General features: G+C 59.9%; 16 protein-coding genes. 8 read left to right on the top strand and 8 right to left on the bottom strand.

What is annotated here, in order from left to right; all coding sequences use genetic code 11:
• Window positions 1–50: 50 nt before the first annotated feature.
• Window positions 51–3,227, top strand: a complete 3,177-nt coding sequence (acrD, locus tag ACL2XF_RS01930; protein WP_413723391.1) for a multidrug efflux RND transporter permease AcrD — start codon at window positions 51–53, stop codon at window positions 3,225–3,227.
• Between the two features lie 117 nt (window positions 3,228–3,344).
• On the opposite strand, the gene ypfM is transcribed toward acrD, so the two are convergent.
• Window positions 3,345–3,404 (bottom strand): protein YpfM, encoded by a 60-nt coding sequence (gene ypfM / locus ACL2XF_RS01925; RefSeq protein ID WP_410016756.1) that lies wholly within the window; start codon window positions 3,402–3,404, stop codon window positions 3,345–3,347.
• 759 nt (window positions 3,405–4,163) lie between these two features.
• Here ypfM and ACL2XF_RS01920 point away from each other — a divergent pair.
• The 4 genes from ACL2XF_RS01920 to ACL2XF_RS01905 are packed head-to-tail and all read left to right on the top strand — an operon-like array spanning window position 4,164 to window position 6,534.
• Window positions 4,164–4,544: an ArsC family reductase gene (locus ACL2XF_RS01920; RefSeq protein WP_413727900.1), complete on the top strand. Its 381-nt coding sequence runs from the start codon at window positions 4,164–4,166 to the stop codon at window positions 4,542–4,544.
• Between the two features lies 1 nt (window position 4,545).
• Window positions 4,546–5,673, top strand: a complete 1,128-nt coding sequence (dapE, locus tag ACL2XF_RS01915) for a succinyl-diaminopimelate desuccinylase (RefSeq protein ID WP_413727899.1) — start codon at window positions 4,546–4,548, stop codon at window positions 5,671–5,673.
• The gene (locus tag ACL2XF_RS01910) at window positions 5,670–6,344 is read left to right on the top strand and encodes a M15 family metallopeptidase (protein ID WP_413727898.1); all 675 of its coding nucleotides are present in this window, start codon (window positions 5,670–5,672) and stop codon (window positions 6,342–6,344) included. Before dapE ends, ACL2XF_RS01910 begins: the two co-directional genes overlap by 4 nt.
• 4 nt (window positions 6,345–6,348) lie before the next feature.
• Window positions 6,349–6,534 (top strand): YpfN family protein, encoded by a 186-nt coding sequence (locus ACL2XF_RS01905; protein WP_413727897.1) that lies wholly within the window; start codon window positions 6,349–6,351, stop codon window positions 6,532–6,534.
• 55 nt (window positions 6,535–6,589) lie between these two features.
• Here the strand turns inward: ACL2XF_RS01905 and ACL2XF_RS01900 are convergent, their stop codons facing one another.
• The 6 genes from ACL2XF_RS01900 to dapA form a co-directional block, all read right to left on the bottom strand.
• Window positions 6,590–8,611, bottom strand: coding sequence for a tRNA(Met) cytidine acetyltransferase TmcA (locus ACL2XF_RS01900; RefSeq protein WP_413728752.1), 2,022 nt, complete (start codon window positions 8,609–8,611; stop codon window positions 6,590–6,592).
• A 55-nt stretch (window positions 8,612–8,666) separates the two neighbouring features.
• Window positions 8,667–9,119, bottom strand: a complete 453-nt coding sequence (locus ACL2XF_RS01895) for a DUF441 domain-containing protein (protein ID WP_331117787.1) — start codon at window positions 9,117–9,119, stop codon at window positions 8,667–8,669.
• Window positions 9,120–9,141: 22 nt separating this feature from the next.
• Window positions 9,142–9,999, bottom strand: a complete 858-nt coding sequence (locus tag ACL2XF_RS01890) for a neutral zinc metallopeptidase (RefSeq protein WP_410014091.1) — start codon at window positions 9,997–9,999, stop codon at window positions 9,142–9,144.
• A 159-nt stretch (window positions 10,000–10,158) separates the two neighbouring features.
• Window positions 10,159–10,872, bottom strand: a complete 714-nt coding sequence (purC, locus tag ACL2XF_RS01885; RefSeq protein WP_410014090.1) for a phosphoribosylaminoimidazolesuccinocarboxamide synthase — start codon at window positions 10,870–10,872, stop codon at window positions 10,159–10,161.
• Between the two features lie 235 nt (window positions 10,873–11,107).
• Window positions 11,108–12,157 carry an outer membrane protein assembly factor BamC gene (bamC, locus tag ACL2XF_RS01880; RefSeq protein WP_413727896.1) on the bottom strand — a complete coding sequence of 350 codons (1,050 nt, stop codon included), beginning with the start codon at window positions 12,155–12,157 and terminating at the stop codon, window positions 11,108–11,110.
• 18 nt (window positions 12,158–12,175) lie between these two features.
• Window positions 12,176–13,066, bottom strand: coding sequence for a 4-hydroxy-tetrahydrodipicolinate synthase (gene dapA, locus ACL2XF_RS01875; protein ID WP_410014088.1), 891 nt, complete (start codon window positions 13,064–13,066; stop codon window positions 12,176–12,178).
• Between the two features lie 128 nt (window positions 13,067–13,194).
• On the opposite strand from dapA, the gene ACL2XF_RS01870 reads away from it, so the two are divergent.
• From ACL2XF_RS01870 to ACL2XF_RS01860, 3 genes are all read left to right on the top strand, one after another.
• Window positions 13,195–13,785 (top strand): glycine cleavage system transcriptional repressor, encoded by a 591-nt coding sequence (locus tag ACL2XF_RS01870; protein WP_413723395.1) that lies wholly within the window; start codon window positions 13,195–13,197, stop codon window positions 13,783–13,785.
• On the top strand, window positions 13,785–14,252 hold the full coding sequence (gene bcp, locus ACL2XF_RS01865; RefSeq protein WP_413727895.1) for a thioredoxin-dependent thiol peroxidase: 468 nt from the start codon (window positions 13,785–13,787) through the stop codon (window positions 14,250–14,252). Before ACL2XF_RS01870 ends, bcp begins: the two co-directional genes overlap by 1 nt.
• A 105-nt stretch (window positions 14,253–14,357) precedes the next feature.
• Complete coding sequence (locus ACL2XF_RS01860; protein ID WP_410014085.1) at window positions 14,358–15,830, top strand: M48 family metalloprotease; 1,473 nt, start codon at window positions 14,358–14,360, stop codon at window positions 15,828–15,830.
• A 49-nt stretch (window positions 15,831–15,879) separates the two neighbouring features.
• On the opposite strand, the gene hda is transcribed toward ACL2XF_RS01860, so the two are convergent.
• Window positions 15,880–16,593, bottom strand: coding sequence for a DnaA inactivator Hda (hda, locus tag ACL2XF_RS01855; protein ID WP_410016754.1), 714 nt, complete (start codon window positions 16,591–16,593; stop codon window positions 15,880–15,882).
• Window positions 16,594–16,623: the final 30 nt, after the last annotated feature.

Raw genomic sequence — 16,623 nt, 5'->3', positions numbered from 1 at the left:
TGTCACTTTCGCCGTACGATAACAGGACACTCGCCCCGGGGTTTTATTGAATGGCTAATTTTTTTATCGATCGCCCGATTTTCGCCTGGGTACTGGCAATTATCGTTGCCTTGACCGGCACCATGGCTATATTTACGCTGCCCATTGAGCAATATCCCAAATTAACGCCGCCCACGGTGCGTATTACCTCCAAGTATCCCGGCGCTTCCGCTAAAACGGTGGAGAATGCCGTTACCCAGATTATCGAACAAAACATGACCGGCCTGGATAATCTGCTGTATATGGCCTCGCAAAGCAGCAATACCGGCCAGGCCACCACCACCCTGACTTTCGAGGCGGGGACCGACCCCAACGAAGCGATGCAGGAAGTGCAGAACCAACTGCAGGTGGCGATGAAACGATTGCCGCAGGCGGTGCAGACCCAGGGCGTGACCGTCACCAAGACCGGCGACAGCAACCTGATGATGGTGGCCTTTGTGTCCACCGACGGTTCGATGGATAAATCCGATATCGCGGATTATATGGTGAGCAACCTGCAAGAACCGCTCAGCCGGGTCAGCGGGGTCGGCAGCATCGATGCCTACGGGTCGCAATACTCGATGCGCATCTGGCTTAATCCTGATGCCCTGGTCAATTACCAGTTAACCACCGCCGACGTGGTCACGGCCATCGAGGCGCAAAACAGCCAGGTGGCGGTCGGCCAGCTGGGCGGCACGCCGGCGGTGAACGGGCAGGCGCTTAACGCCACCATTAACGCCCAGTCGCAGTTGCAGACGCCGGAGCAGTTTCGCGCCATTACCCTGCGGGTCAACAGCGACGGCTCGGCGGTGACGCTCGGCCAGGTGGCGACCATCGAGCTGGGTTCGGAAAGCTACGATTACCTGACCCGCTATAACGGCATGGCCGCGGCGGGCATGGGTATCAAGCTGGCCTCCGGGGCCAATGAGCTCGATACCAACCGGCTGGTAAAACAAAAGCTGGCGGAGCTGGCGCCCTTTTTCCCCCATGGCCTGAAGGCCGAAATCGCCTATGAAACGGCGCCGTTTGTCACCGCCTCCATCGAGGACGTGGTGAAAACCCTGCTGGAAGCCATTGTGCTGGTGTTCCTGGTCATGTACCTGTTCCTGCAGAATTTCCGCGCCACCCTGATCCCGACCATCGCCGTGCCGGTGGTGCTGCTCGGCACCTTTGCGGTGCTCTCTGCCAGCGGGTTCAGCATCAATACCCTGACCATGTTCGCCATGGTGCTGGCGATAGGGCTGCTGGTGGACGACGCCATCGTGGTGGTGGAAAACGTCGAGCGGGTGATGAGCACCGAGGGCCTGTCGCCGCGCGACGCCACGCGCAAATCCATGAGCCAGATCCAGGGCGCGCTGGTGGGCATCGCCCTGGTACTGTCGGCGGTGTTTGTGCCGATGGCGTTTTTTGGCGGCACCACCGGCGCCATCTATCGTCAGTTTTCGGTCACCATCGTCGCCGCGATGGTGCTGTCGGTGCTGGTGGCCATGATATTGACCCCGGCGCTGTGCGCCACCCTGCTTAAACCGCTGCCGGCAAATCATCAGCACGCGCGGCGCGGTTTTTTCGGCTGGTTTAACCGTGTATTTGACCGGGGGGCGGAACGTTACCAGCAGGGGGTCACGCGCATTTTGCAACGCACGGCGCGCTGGCTGCTGCTGTACGGCCTGCTGCTGGCCGGCATGGCGTTTCTGTTCTTGCACCTGCCCACGTCGTTCTTGCCCGAGGAAGACCGGGGGGTGTTTATGGGACAGGTGACGCTTCCCACCAATGCGACCCAGGAACAAACGCTGAAGGTGGTCGCCAAGGTGGAAAACTACTTCCTGACCCATGAAAAAGATAATGTGCTGTCGGTATTCTCCACCATCGGCGCCGGTCCCGGCGGCAACGGGCAAAATGTCGCCAGGATGTTTATCCGCCTGAAGAACTGGGATGACCGCGCGAGCGCCGATCGCACCGCATCAGCCATTATCGCGCGCGCCACCAAGGAGTTCAGCCATATTTCCGAGGCGCGGGTGCTGGCCAATAATCCGCCGGCCATCTCCGGCCTGGGCAACGCCGCCGGTTTCGATTTGATGCTGGAAGACAAGGCGGGCCAGGGCCATGACACATTGATGAAGGCGCGCGACCAGCTGCTGTCACAGGCGGCCGCTTCGCCTGAGCTGTCGCGCGTGCGGCATAACGGTCTGGACGACAGTCCGCAGTTGCAGATCGACATCGATCAGCGCAAGGCGCAGGCCCTGGGCGTGAGCGTTGACGATATTAACGATACGCTGCAGACCGCCTGGGGTTCCAACTACGTCAACGACTTTATCGATCGCGGCCGCGTCAAGCGGGTCTATGTGCAAGCGGCGGCCAAATACCGCATGCTACCCGACGACGTGTATCGCTGGTATGTGCGTAACGGCAGCGGCACCATGGTGCCCTTCTCCGCGTTCGCCACCTCGCATTGGGAATACGGCTCGCCGCGGCTGGAACGCTATAACGGCGTTCCGTCGGTGGAAATTGTCGGCGAAGCCGCGGCCGGCGTGAGCAACGGCACGGCGATGGACCTGATGGAGAAGCTGGTGGCGGGACTACCCAACGGCATGGGGCTGGAATGGACCGCGATGTCGTATCAGGAACGGCTCTCGGGTTCCCAGGCGCCGGCGCTGTACGCTATCTCGCTGCTGGTGGTATTCCTGAGCCTGGCGGCGCTGTATGAAAGCTGGTCGATACCTTTTTCGGTGATGCTGGTGGTGCCGCTGGGCGTGGTGGGCGCGCTGCTGGCAACCTGGATGCGCGGGCTGGAAAACGATGTGTATTTCCAGGTCGGCCTGCTGACGGTTATCGGCCTCTCGGCGAAAAACGCCATTCTGATCGTAGAGTTCGCCAATGAGCTGAACCAGCGCGGCCAGGGAGTGATCGAGGCCACCCTGCACGCCTCGCGCATGCGGTTAAGGCCCATCCTGATGACCTCGCTGGCGTTTATCTTCGGGGTGCTGCCGATGGCCATCAGCCGGGGAGCGGGGTCCGCCAGCCAGCACGCGGTCGGTACCGGCGTTATCGGCGGCATGATCTCGGCCACGATACTGGCGATCTTTTTTATCCCGCTGTTTTTTGTGCTGATCCGCCAGCGCTTCCCGACCAAAGATCATCCGGACGCCAATATCCAGTTATTGCCGGATAACGCGGACGTAACGCCCGGCGACGGCCCAACCCGGCTTTAAACCGATAATCCGCTAAAACGACAAAGGCCACCTTGATGAGAGGTGGCCGTTTATTCGTACGATGATTTCCAAGCTGGTTAGCGTTAAAAAGGAACAACGCCTTTTTTCAGCTTGCCACTACTTGCGCAGCATTGCTTCGATGAAATCTTTCCAAGTGACTAACTCTGTATCAATCATACCCTGCCTCTCTTTTTTGTACGGCGATTATACAAAGTCTCTTTAGAAAATAAAAGAGGGCTACGGATGTATTAATTTTAATTGCCCGTAGAGATCACATAATATATTAGCCTCAGGGGGCTAATGCCCTGTTTTGATGCACGACTCTCCGGCAATGACCGGTTTTTTCCCCGCAATGGTTAATGTTTAGATCAAAAATGTGACAATTCAGCCGCAATGATTGCAATTTGCTAAAAATTGCAATTAATTGCTGATTTTAAACAACAAATCTTTAATCATCATCGCAATATCCGCATTTGAACAGGCAAAACCAGGCATTTGCCCTACGCTTTCTTCATAAGTTCTTTTTATGGTTTGGCGCCCATGGACCAGGTAATGATAAAAAAACATATTCACCCTGAATGCTTAAAAGCGTGTGTCAGGGAGTCGAACGCAACCCTTTATAAGCGCAGCAAGAAATCCTTTATTGCCTTCATTGTCTTGGCGCTGCTTTTTAATAAACAGCACTATGGCCCGGCAGAAAAAACGCAACCCCGGTAAAGCGATACATGGGCGTAAAATAATAAATCGATGCATAAGTTAAATTATTGGCACATTATGTTATCACTTGGGTTAATAATAGGGTTTTTAGCGCGGTAAAAAAGACAGTATTGCCCGTCGGCCATAACGATAAGCAATGATTGCCCCGCCGTCTGGATCCTCCGGCCATTTTCCCGCATTATTGGCGCAACAATGTTTTTTTACAGGTAACGCTTTGCCATGGCAGACCCGGATGTTGCATTTACGCTCTACGGTATCAAAAACTGCGATACGATAAAAAAGGCCCGCCGCTGGCTTGACGAGCGGCAGGTGGCTTACCGGTTCCACGACTATCGCGTCGATGGCGTCGACCGCGGATTAGTGCAGGGTTTCGCGGACGGCGTGGGCTGGCAGGCGCTGCTTAATACCCGCGGCACCACCTGGCGCAAGCTAAGCGACGCCGAGCGGCAGGCGGCCGAAGGGGCCGTGGGGGCGCTGGCGCTGATGGTCGGCCAGCCGGCCGTCATCAAGCGGCCGGTGCTGCAGTCCCCTGACGGCAGGCTTATGGTGGGTTTCGACGCCGAAGGCTACCAACTCTTCATCACCCACAAGGAGGCCTGACATGTCTTGTCCGGTACTGGAGCTGGCGCAGCAGTTAATCAAACGCCCGTCCCTCAGCCCCGACGACGCCGGCTGCCAGGCGCTGCTGGTTGACCGCCTGCGGGCGGCCGGGTTTACCATCGAGCCGATGAACTTTGGTGCCACGCACAATTTTTGGGCCTGGCGCGGCGAGGGCAGAACCCTGGCGTTTGCCGGCCATACCGACGTGGTGCCGGCGGGCGATGCTCTCGGCTGGGATAATCCGCCGTTCGAGCCGGCCCTGCGCGACGGCATGCTTTTCGGCCGCGGCGCCGCCGATATGAAAGGTTCGCTGGCCGCCATGATCGTCGCCGCCGAGCGTTTCGTCGCCCAGCATCCACAGCATCGGGGACGGCTGGCATTCCTTATCACTTCGGATGAGGAGGCCACCGGCGCCGACGGTACGGTAAAAGTGGTGGAAGCGTTGATGGCGCGCGATGAGCGGCTGGATTATTGCCTGGTGGGTGAACCGTCGAGCCATCTGCGCGTCGGCGATATCGTGAAAAACGGCCGGCGCGGTTCGCTTACCGCCACGCTTACCGTGCTCGGCACCCAGGGGCATGTGGCTTACCCGCATCTGGCGGATAATCCGGTGCACCGCGCCATGGCGGCGCTCAATGAGCTGGTGACGATCGTCTGGGACGAAGGCAATGCGTTTTTCCCCCCCACCACCATGCAAATCGCTAATATCCACGCCGGTACCGGCAGCAATAATGTGATTCCGGGCGAATTGCTGGTGCAGTTCAACTTCCGCTTCAGCACCGAACTGACCGATACCCTGATCCGGTCCCGGGTGGAGGCCCTGCTGGAGCGTCACGGGCTGCGCTACCATATCGACTGGTGGTTATCGGGCCAGCCGTTTCTCACGCCGCCCGGAGAGCTGGTGGCGGCGGTCATCAACGCGGTCAGGCATTACCAGGACCTGACGCCGCGCCTGGAAACCACCGGCGGCACCTCGGATGGGCGTTTTATCGCCCGCATGGGCGCGCAGGTGGTGGAACTGGGGCCGGTGAACGCCACTATCCATAAAGTGAACGAATGCGTCAGCGCCGCCGACCTGCAATTGCTAAGCCGGATGTATCAGCGCATCATGGAGCAACTGATCCCATGATGACGCCGGACATGTTGACCGGCCAGACCGACCGGCACCTGGCGCCGCTGTGCGATCGCCATCGCCTGCAGCCCGAGGCGGTCACCGCCTTTCAAGACCTGCGGCAGGCTGCGCGCCAGGCGGGTTTCAATCTGCAGCCGGCCAGCAGTTTTCGTGATTTTGACCGCCAATTGGCTATCTGGAATGGCAAGTTTCGCGGCGAGCGGCCATTATTAGATAACCACAGCCGGCCGCTGGACAGTCAAAGCCTGACGGTGGCCGAGCGCTGCCACGCCATCCTGCGCTGGTCGGCGCTGCCGGGCGCCAGCCGCCATCACTGGGGCAGCGATCTGGATGTGTACGATCCGGACTTATTGCCCGCCGGCGCGACGCTGCAGTTGGAACCCTGGGAGTATCTGCCGGGCGGCTATCTTGCCCCGCTGGCCGACTGGCTGGGCGAATGGATGGCCGGATACGGTTTTTACCGCCCCTACGCCCATGACCGCGGCGGCGTGGCCGCGGAACCCTGGCACCTGAGCTATCGTCCCCTGGCGCAGGAGGCGGAGCGGCTGCTAACGCCGCAATTACTGCTGGCATCATGGAAAGACCGCGATGTGGCAGGCGCATCCTGGCTGACGCCTCGATTGCCGGCCCTGTTTCGCCGTTATATTGGAAATGTGGATAAGGAGTAAGGATATGCATTGGCTGGCGGACTACTGGTGGATTATTTTAATTATCCTGGCGGGTATGCTGATAAGCGGCATTAAAGAGTTGCGCCGCGTAGATGTGAAACGCTACCTGAAAGACAAGCCCGAGTTGCCGCCGCACCGCGACAACAACGCAAAATGGGACGACGACGACTGGCCGAAAAAGAAACCATAACGGTTTGGGATAACGGCAGGTTCCGTCGCGTGAAGAGGCGACGGGTCTTGCTGCGTCACGCCCCTTGAAGGTGCCCGCCGGGCGCGCTCCAGTCACGCCAGCGGCGGCAAGTGTCGCTACTGATATCTTCCAGCGCCCGCGCGGTCTCCTCCCGCCAGCGTGTTATCACCGCCTTTTTACCGCTTAATCCCGTTTGCTCCACGATAGCGTTGACGTCAAGCCGTTGCTCCAGCCATAACCGCAACGCCGCCAGCGGCAAGTCCGACCGGCGTAGCAACCGGCTAAGCGACATGCGGCAGGCCTCCGGCGTTCGCCGGGCAAACGCGAACCCGGCCAGGTTGCGCCAGTCGTCATCATCCAGCTCGTCGGCGGCCGGCCGTGCGCAACCGTGTCCGCCGCCGGCGCCGGCGGCATGGAAGGCGTCTGCGTGGATAACACCATCACGCGTTAACAGCGCCGCGCCCTGCGCCGCCAGCCGATGACCGGCGGAACTGAGCGGATAGAGCGCCATGGCGCTGTAGCACCCGCTGCTGGCCTCCCGATGGGTGCCGATGTGCACCAGATGAAATCCCACCGCCTGCCAGAACCGCCACAGCTCGGCGGTCAGCCCGAAGCTGACCGAGACAAAATCCAATGGCGCGGCCCCGGCCACCATGCACGCTACCAGCTGCCGTCCCCACCCCCGGCGGCGCCCGGCCGCGGTCACCGCAATGCGGCTGATGCGGCGCGATCGCAGGCAGGGCGCCGTCCACAGGCCGCCGTGCGCCGCCAGCGATTGGGCGACCAGGCTGCCCGCCGGGCGCCTTCTTCCCGCCCAGACCTCATGGGCCAGCGCCGGCGGCAAACCGCCCTCCGCCACCGACCAGAGCGCGCCGGTTAAGCGATCGCCCGACCGGGCGGCAATAAAATACTGCCCCGGCGCATCCATTAACCGGCGTAAATCCAGCGGGGTGGTACGGTAATGGGCGCTGGCCAACAACTGGTAGAACGCCTGTAATTCCCGGGGATGGGACAACCAGTGTTCCCGGGCGGGACGGATCAGCGCCGGGGCGGCGTCAGGGGGCGCGGCGTCCCGCTCCGCCGGCTCGGCGAACAGCAGCGCCGCGCCCAGCCAGCGCTCCAGCGGGTCGTCTTTGGCCCAGCGCAGGGGGTGTTCCAGGGTAAGGTGATGCCATCTCGGCAGCGTTGCGCAGAACTTAAGCAGAAAACCCCGTCCGGTGCCTTCGTAGCCCTGCACGGTGGTGGTCAATAATACCCGGGGGAAATAACCCAGCAGTTCCCGTAGCAGCGGCATGGGAATGGCGGCGGCTTCATCCACCAGCAGCCAGTCCGCCGCCGGATGATGGCGGCACTGCAGCAGCAGGGCGTCGGGCGCGAAAAAGCGGACACGGTGACCGGCATGCCGCTCCAGGACCTCGGCCGTGGCTTTGGCGGGCGCCGTCGCCCAGCAGTGTCCTTCGCTGCGCGCCGCCAGCATCCCGGCCAGGGTCGATTTGCCGCGTCCGCGCGGCGCGGTCAGGACAAAAATACCGGTTTTAGCCGCCTGCAGCCGGGACAATACTGCCCGCTGTTCATCGGTAGGCCCCGGTGCCGGCGGCCGCCAGCGTGGGAGCGCCGGCTGCGGCGTAAAAATAGCGTCCTGCGGCTGGTGCTGGCGCAGCAGCGCCACGCCGGGGTCGGCCAACAGGCTTTGCCGGAAATGCGCCACAAAATGGGGGGTTGCAATGGGTATGGGACGTTCGCTCCAGCGCAGGGAATCGATATCGGGACGCGTTGGCCAGGATGCCCATTCGGGCACCAGCAGCACCAGCCAACTGCCGGCCCGCAGCGTGCCGGCCAGCGCCGCCAGCGCGTCGACCGCCAGGCCGTGGCGCGCGTCAAACACCGCGTGCCTGAATTCACGCCCCAACAGCGTCCTGAATGCGGCGGGCGAGCAGCAAAGCGGCCAGTCCTCCGGCGGCGCGCCAATCCAGGGCCAGTCCCCGGGCAACCGGCCGCGCAGCATCTGCGCCTGCGCGAGGCTCCATTCGGCGTCGCCGCTTACCACCAGCAAACGGCGCACGCCGGCGCGCCGCATTCGGGCCGTCGCCGCGCGCCAGGGGTCCGTCACGCCGGGAGCCGCCCTGTCCATGTCAGGTTTTGCCAATCAACAGCGACAGTATGCCCGCGGCAATCAGCGGCCCGACCGGCACGCCGCGAAACAGCGCCACGCCCATCACCGTTCCCACCAGCAACCCGGCCACCACCGAAGGCTGGTGGGCCATGAGGGACACGCCCCGCCCCCCCAGCCAGGACACCGCCACGCCGATAAGGATTGCCAGCAGTGATTTCCAATGCAGAAAGGAGTGCATGACGCTGCCGGCGGAAATGGTGCCGCTGGCGATGGGCGCCATGACGCCGATGGTCAGGATAATGATGCCCAGCGTCAGCCCCTGTTTTTCCACCCAGGGGAAAAAATGGCTCAGCGGGGTAATGCGGATAATCAGTAATACCAGGATCGCCACCGTAACGGTGTTGTTGTGGCTGATAATGCCCAGCGCCGCCAGCGCCAGCAAAATCAGCAGCGTAGGATCCAGAAATGTCATGGTGTAGTCCCTGCTGAGTCCTTTAGCGACCGGCAAAGGTATCGCATTGATTCATATCGCCGGTGTCAAAACCGCGTTTAAACCAGGTATAACGCTGCTGCGACGTGCCGTGGGTAAAGCTGTCCGGCACCACCCTGCCCTGTCCGCGCTGCTGCAGGCGGTCGTCGCCGATCGCCGTGGCCGCGTTCAGCGCCTCCTGCAGATCGCCGGTCTCGAGGATCTGCTGTTTTTGCATGGCGTTGCCCCACACGCCGGCATAACAATCCGCCTGCAGCTCCATTTTTACCGAAAGCTGGTTGATCTGTTGCTGCGTGGCGCCCTGCTGCATTTGCCTGACCTTTTGCTCGGTGCCCAGCAGATGCTGGACATGATGCCCCACTTCATGGGCAATCACATATCCTTGGGCAAAATCGCCGCCGGCCCCGAGTTTATTTTTCATTTCATCATAAAACGACAGATCGATATAGACCGTGCTGTCGGCGGGACAATAAAAGGGCCCCATCACCGACTGGCCGGTGCCGCAACCGGTTTGCGTGGCGCCGCGGTACATGACGAGCTTAGGCGGCGCATAGGTGTTGCCGGTGCGCTGGAAAATCTCTTTCCAGGTATCTTCGGTGGTGGCCAGCATCACCGAGGTAAATTTGGCCGCCTCGTCGTCATTGGGACTGGCGCGCTGCGGTGACGACTGCTGCACGGACTGGCCGCCGCCGGTAAGCAAAGGCGTCAAATCGATGCCGTAATAACCGGCCACCACCACCACGATCAGCACCACCACGCCCGTCTTGCCGCGCAGCGGGATGCGCATGCCGCCACCGCCGCCGGAAGATGAATTACGCCTGTCTTCAACATTATCGCTTTCGCGACGTCCTTGCCAACGCATACGCTTACCTACGGCTGTTTAGTTATACCGTGGAGGATAGCACAAAATGCCGTTTTGGACGGCGCCGTCCGCAGGCGCGCGCGGGAAAAACGGCATGACGCGGCATGCCTGTCGCCTCGGTCGGCAGGCCGCGGCGACGGCAGGGAAACGATTGCGTCGTTAGTCCAGCGTTACGCCGATACGGTGGGCAACTTCCTCGTAGGCTTCGATAACCCCGCCCAGGCTCTGGCGAAAACGGTCTTTATCCATCTTATTGAGGGTGGCTTTGTCCCACAGGCGGCTGCCGTCCGGCGAAAATTCATCCCCCAGCACCACCTCGCCATTAAACAGGCCGAACTCAAGTTTGAAATCCACCAGGATCAGGCCGGCATCGTCAAATATTTTACTCAGCACGTCATTGGCCCGGTAGGTCAGTTCTTTCATGCGCGCCAGATGCGGTGCGCTGGCCCAGCCGAAGGTCTCGCAGTAGGACTCGTTGATCATCGGGTCGTGTTTGGCGTCGTTCTTCAAAAACATATCGAACAACGGCGGATTGAGCACCAGCCCTTCCTCTATCCCCAAGCGTTTCACCAGGGAGCCCGCCGCACGGTTGCGCACGACGCACTCGACCGGCACCATGGCGAGTTTTTTCACCAGCACTTCGGTATCCGAAAGCAGACGCACGATTTGCGTCGGGATCCCGGCTTCGGCGAGTTTGGTCATGATAAAATAGTTGAATTTATTGTTAACCATGCCTTTGCGCTCGAACTGCTCAATGCGCTGACCGTCTAACGCTGACGTATCGTTGCGGAATTCCAGAATCAGCAAATCCGGATCGGCGGTGGTATAGACCGTTTTCGCCTTTCCGCGATACAACTCAGCTAACTTTTGCATCTTTTTTACTCCAGTGGCAGATAACGCAGACTAAAAATAAAAAAGGGCGTAGGCCCTCTGTTTGCTAACAAACCGCTGCCCGCGGGTAGAAGTTCATCAAGCCGCCGTCAATACGTCCATGCCGGCTCGGGCGCGCCATCCCTGGCGCGCTACCTTTATTCACCTTGCCCATCCTGGCGCTACAAACGCCTACGAAGGTTGGCCAGCAAATACAACGGGGCGTTAGCCCCTGATATTACCTACTCGATGTCTTACTGAACGCCGCCTGGAACACCGCCACCAGCGCGTCGTTTTGCGCCTGGGCGAGGGTATGGCCCTTCGGATCGGTAAACTGCAAGGTGCTGCGGTTGCCGAGATCGCCGACCTGCAGCTTGTAGTCGCCGTTAAGAAGATCCGGATCCTTGACGCCCAGGTCGTCCCAGGTGCCGCTGCCCGGCGCATCATAGGTCACGGAAATAGTGCCCAGCGGACGGCTGGTATCCTTGACCTTCATCCCGATTTTTTCAAGCGCCGCCGGCAGGTGTTGCCATACCACGGCATAAGGGGAACGCACCACCAGCAACGGCAGGCCGGAATCGTCGGCGCCGCTGATAACGCTCAGATCCGCCGTCTGGCCCGAGGCGATTTTACTTGCCTGGTCGCTGTCGAGCTGTTCAATCCCCTGCGCCACGCTGTTCAGCATGGCGACGGTATAGCGCTGTACGATAGCCGGGGCGCTGACCGGATTGCCCTGCTGCTCAAGCCCTAAGGATTTAACCATCAGCGAGGTTTGGTAGCCCTCGGTGCGCAGGCTGACCTGGTAACGGCCGCGGTATTGCACGTCCTCGTCGGCCCGCGTCCACTGCACCCAATCGGTATTGAGCGTCTGGCTGCCGTCCTGGCGGGAGGCGATGGTGTAACCTTTGCTTTGCACCACAGCGACCACCTTGGACCAAAGGTCGCGGGTTTGCGCGCTGTTTTCAAGCTGGATGACCGCGGTATCGCCCGTATATTGCGAGCGGGAACCATCAAGCAAAGCCAAAGGCTGCGCCGGAGGACGAATATCCAGTCCCTTGCCCACGTTCCCGCGGGCGTTCGCGACGGGCACTTCGTAATCCCCGGTCTGCACCGGCAGGATCATCCCTGATGGACTGTTGAGCGGGCGCAGCGCCGGCGCTTTCAGGTATTCTTCGTTGCCGTTGACCTGCCGTTTGTAACGTTGATCGCTGGAACAGGCCGCAAGCAGCATGAACAACGACGCGCCCACCACTTTTGCCACCATCGACTTTTGCAATAAATAAGCCATCAATTCTCCCTAACAGAGTTATAGCAAACCGGCATCCGTTAAAGCTTGCTCAACAACACGGCTATCATTCTCGGTCAGCGGCGTCATCGGCAAACGTAACGTATCGGTTGCCATTAATCCCAATGCTTTACAGGCCCATTTAACGGGAATTGGGTTGGATTCAATAAATAATTTCTGATGTAGCGGCATCAGGCGTTGGTTCAGGCGGCGCGCTTCGGCAAAATTGCCCTGCAGCGCCAGAGCGCAAAGCTCCGCCATTTCCCGCGCGGCGATATTGGCCGTGACGGAAATCACGCCTTTGCCGCCCAGTTGCATGAAGTCCAGACCCGTGGAATCGTCGCCGCTCAACAGGATAAAGTCCTCATCAACCAGCTCTTGGATCTGGCTGACGCGGTTTAAGTTCCCCGTCGCTTCCTTAACAGCCACGATATTCTTGATTTTCGATAAACGCCCGATGGTCGGCGGCAGCATATCGCACCCGGTACGCGCCGGCACATTATACAGGATTTGCGGCAGATCGGTGTGTTCGGCAATCGCCTTGAAGTGCTGGAACAACCCTTCCTGGGTCGGTTTATTGTAATAAGGCGTCACCGTCAGGCATCCGACCACGCCGCTATCGTTAAAGCGCTGCGTCAGGCTGACCGCCTCGGCGGTGGAATTGGCGCCGGTGCCGGCGATAACCGGAATGCGCCCGTCGCTTAACTCCAGGGTGCGCATCACCACTTCGCCGTGTTCGTCATGGCTCAGCGTCGCCGATTCCCCTGTCGTCCCGACGGAGACGATAGCCGACGTCCCGCTGGCCACATGATAATCGATTAATTTTTTTAGACTTACCCAATCGACGGCACCCTTGTCATCCATTGGTGTAACCAGCGCAACTATGCTGCCAATAAAGCTTCCCGTAAACATTGACCATCCCCTCCACAAACAGGTTATTCATGGTACTTTTGTCACCTATCCAAAAGCAAGCAAACATCGGCCATGTAAGCCCTTGGCAGCAGGTTTTTTTTAGGGTTACCATGTAAATCACATCAGCCATGACAGGAAGCACCATTTTGCCACAGTCACAACAACACTATCTGGTCATTACTGCGCTTGGCACCGACCGTCCCGGTATCGTCAATACCATTACCCGTCACGTCAGCAGCTGTGGATGCAATATTGAAGATAGCCGTCTTGCCATGCTGGGTGAAGAGTTTACGCTTATCATGCTGTTGTCGGGCAGTTGGAATGCGATTACCCTGATCGAATCCACCCTGCCGCTCAAGGGCGCCGAGCTGGACCTGCTGATTGTCATGAAACGCACCAACGCCGGCGAGCAGCAGGCGACGCCGAATACCGTCTGGGTCAAGGTCGATGTGCAGGACTCGCCGCATTTAATCGAGCGTTTTACCGATCTGTTCGACAGCCAGCACATGAATATCGCGGAGCTGGCCTCCAAGACCCAGCCGGCGCGGGGCGACGCGCCGCCGCGCCTGAATATCCAGATTACCGCGCACGGTCCCTCCGGCTGGCCGGTGGAACAGATCGAAGATAGGTTTCATCAGCTCTGTACAGAACTGAATGCGCAAGGCAGTATTAGCATTGTGAATCATCCACAGAATCAAGAGAAAGATGGAGTATGTTAATGATGCCACTGAAAGCCGGAGATACCGCACCGAAATTTAGTTTGCCCGATCAGGACGGCGAACAGGTCAGTCTGACCGACTTCCAGGGACAAAAAGTGTTGGTCTACTTTTATCCCAAAGCCATGACGCCCGGTTGTACCGTCCAGGCATGCGGACTGCGCGACAATATGGACCAGCTGAAAAAAGCGGGTGTGGAAGTGCTGGGCATCAGCACCGACAAACCGGAGAAACTCTCGCGCTTCGCCGAAAAAGAGCTGCTGAATTTCACCTTATTGTCCGATGCGGATCATCAGGTGGCCGAGGAATTCGGCGTCTGGGGCGAAAAATCGTTTATGGGCAAAACCTACGACGGCATCCATCGCATCAGTTTCCTGGTGGGACTGGACGGCAGGATTGAAAAAGTCTTCGACGACTTCAAGACCAGCGACCACCATGACATCGTGCTGGCTTATCTGCAGGAGGCGTAGCCCCGCCGGGTCCGCTGTGCCCGTACACCGGGCGCGCCAGCGGTGAGAACACTTTCCGGCCCTGGCTGTCCAAGTGATATCACCCAGGTTAAGGTTGGATAGTTTATGTACACATGGATGAAAAAAAGTCTTGTCGCCGGCCTGTTGACCGCCATGGTCGCGGGCGGGCAGCCCGTGCTGGCCGACGAATTGCAGGACCAGCTGCCGGATATGGGCACCACCGCCGGCAGCACGCTCAGCATCGACCAGGAAATGCAGATGGGGGATTTTTATGTCCGCCAGATGCGGGGCGGCGCGCCGCTGATTAACGATCCCCTCCTCAACGCCTACATCAATCATCTGGGCGGCGTGCTGGTGGCGCATGCCAATTCGGTGCGTACGCCATTCCATTTTTTCCTGATCCACAGCGATGAGCTGAACGCCTTCGCCTTTTTCGGCGGCAATGTGGTGATGCATTCCGCCCTGTTCTACTATACCGCCAATGAAAGCGAGCTGGCCTCGGTGCTGGCCCATGAACTTTCCCATGTCACCCAGCGCCATCTGGCGCGGGCGATGGAAGACCAGAAGCGCAACGCTCCCCTGACCTGGGCCGGCGCCCTGGGGTCGATATTACTGACCATGGCCAATCCGCAAATGGGCATGGCGGCCCTGAGCGGCACCATCGCCGGCACCCAGCAGGGCATGATCAGCTTCACCCAGGCGAACGAACAGGAAGCGGATCGTATCGGCATCCAGGTGCTGCAACGATCCGGGTTTGATCCCCAGGCCATGCCGGACTTTCTGCAAAAGCTTTCCGATCGGGTGCGCTACTCCACCGCGCCGCCTGAAATGCTGCTCACCCATCCCCTGCCGATGAGCCGCCTGTCGGACATCCGCAACCGGGCGAACCAGATGAAGCATCTGGTCATCGATTCGTCGCAGGATTTTTATCTGGCCAAGGCGCGTATCCTCGGCATGTACGGCTCGGGCGGCATCGTGCTGGACGACGATCTGATCGCCGCCTGGAAAAAAGGCAACGCGCGCCAGCAGCTTGCCGCCGAGTACGGCCAGGCCATCCTGTTCTACCAGGCGAAAAAATACGACGACGCCCGCAGGGCGCTGCAACCCCTGCTGGCCAAACAGCCGGCCAATATCTGGTTCGTGGATTTGATGACCGATATCGATCTGGCGCAACAGCAGGCTCCCCGGGCCATTACCCGCCTGGAGGCGCTGGTGAAGGTCCAGGACAACAACGCGAATCCGGTGCTGTTGCTTAACCTGGCGAACGCCTATGTGGAGGGGAAACGTTTTGCCGATGCCAGCCGTTTGCTTAACCGCTACACCTTTAATCATCCCGACGACACCAACGGCTGGGACCTGCTGGCGCAGGCCAACGCCGGCCAGGGACTGCGCGATCAGGAACTGGCGGCGCGCGCCGAAAGCCTGGCGCTGAACGGCGAGCTGGATCAGGCGGTGCGGGCGTTAAGCAGCGCCAGCTCGCAGGTTAAGCTCGGCAGCCTGCAGCAGGCGCGCTATGACGCGCGCATCGACCAGCTGCGCCAGATGCAAAAACGCTTTAAACCCTTCCAGAAGTCATAAGCATTGCGCCGGGCCGGGCACGGTGCGTTGCTTATCCGGCGCGCGGCCGTTACAGATTAAGGATATCTTTGACGAAGGGAATGGTCAGCTTGCGCTGTGCGCGAATGGAGGCGTGATCGAGCTGATCGAGCGTATGCGACAGCGTGCGCATATCCCGCTCCAGCCGTTTGAGCAAAAAACGGCTGACATCTTCCGGCAGCTCAAAACCGCGCAGCCGGGCCCGCAGCTGCAGCGCGGCCCCTTTTTCCTCATCGGAGAGGGCCTGCAGGCGGTAAATCTGCCCCCAGTCCAGGCGCGAGGCCAGATCGGGCAAATTCAGGTTCAGCTGGCGCGGCGGACAGTTGCCGCTGATGATAAGCCGGGTGCGGCCCGTTTCCTGGATGCGGTTGTACAGGTTGAAAATGGCCATTTCCCAGGGTTCGTCGCCGACGATGCATTCGATGTTGTCGATGGTGACCAGCGCCAGTTGCTCCATGCCGTCCATCACCTCCGGCACAAACCAGGTGCGCTTATCCAGCGGCACATACCCCACCGCCTCCCCCCGTTGGGAAAGTTCGGCGCAGGCGGCGTGCATCAGATGGCTGCGGCCTCCCCCCTTGCGTGACCAAAAGTAAAGGTAGCTGCCGTGTTCCTGCGCCAGCATGCTGTGCAGCGCCGCCAGCAACGACCTGTTTTCGCCCGGATAAAAGCTGGCGAAAGTTTCATCGTCGGGGAGATAAAGCGGTAAGGAAAGCTGTGCCGGCGTGTTCAGAAAGACCTCTATGCATACGGGCGGGAACCGATCTAGTTTATC

The sequence above is a fragment of the Sodalis sp. RH19 genome, assembly GCF_047324215.1.
Taxonomy (GTDB): Bacteria; Pseudomonadota; Gammaproteobacteria; order Enterobacterales; family Enterobacteriaceae; genus Acerihabitans.
The sequence above is the reverse complement of the archived record's forward strand: the minus strand, read 5'-3'. Positions and strand labels throughout refer to the sequence as shown.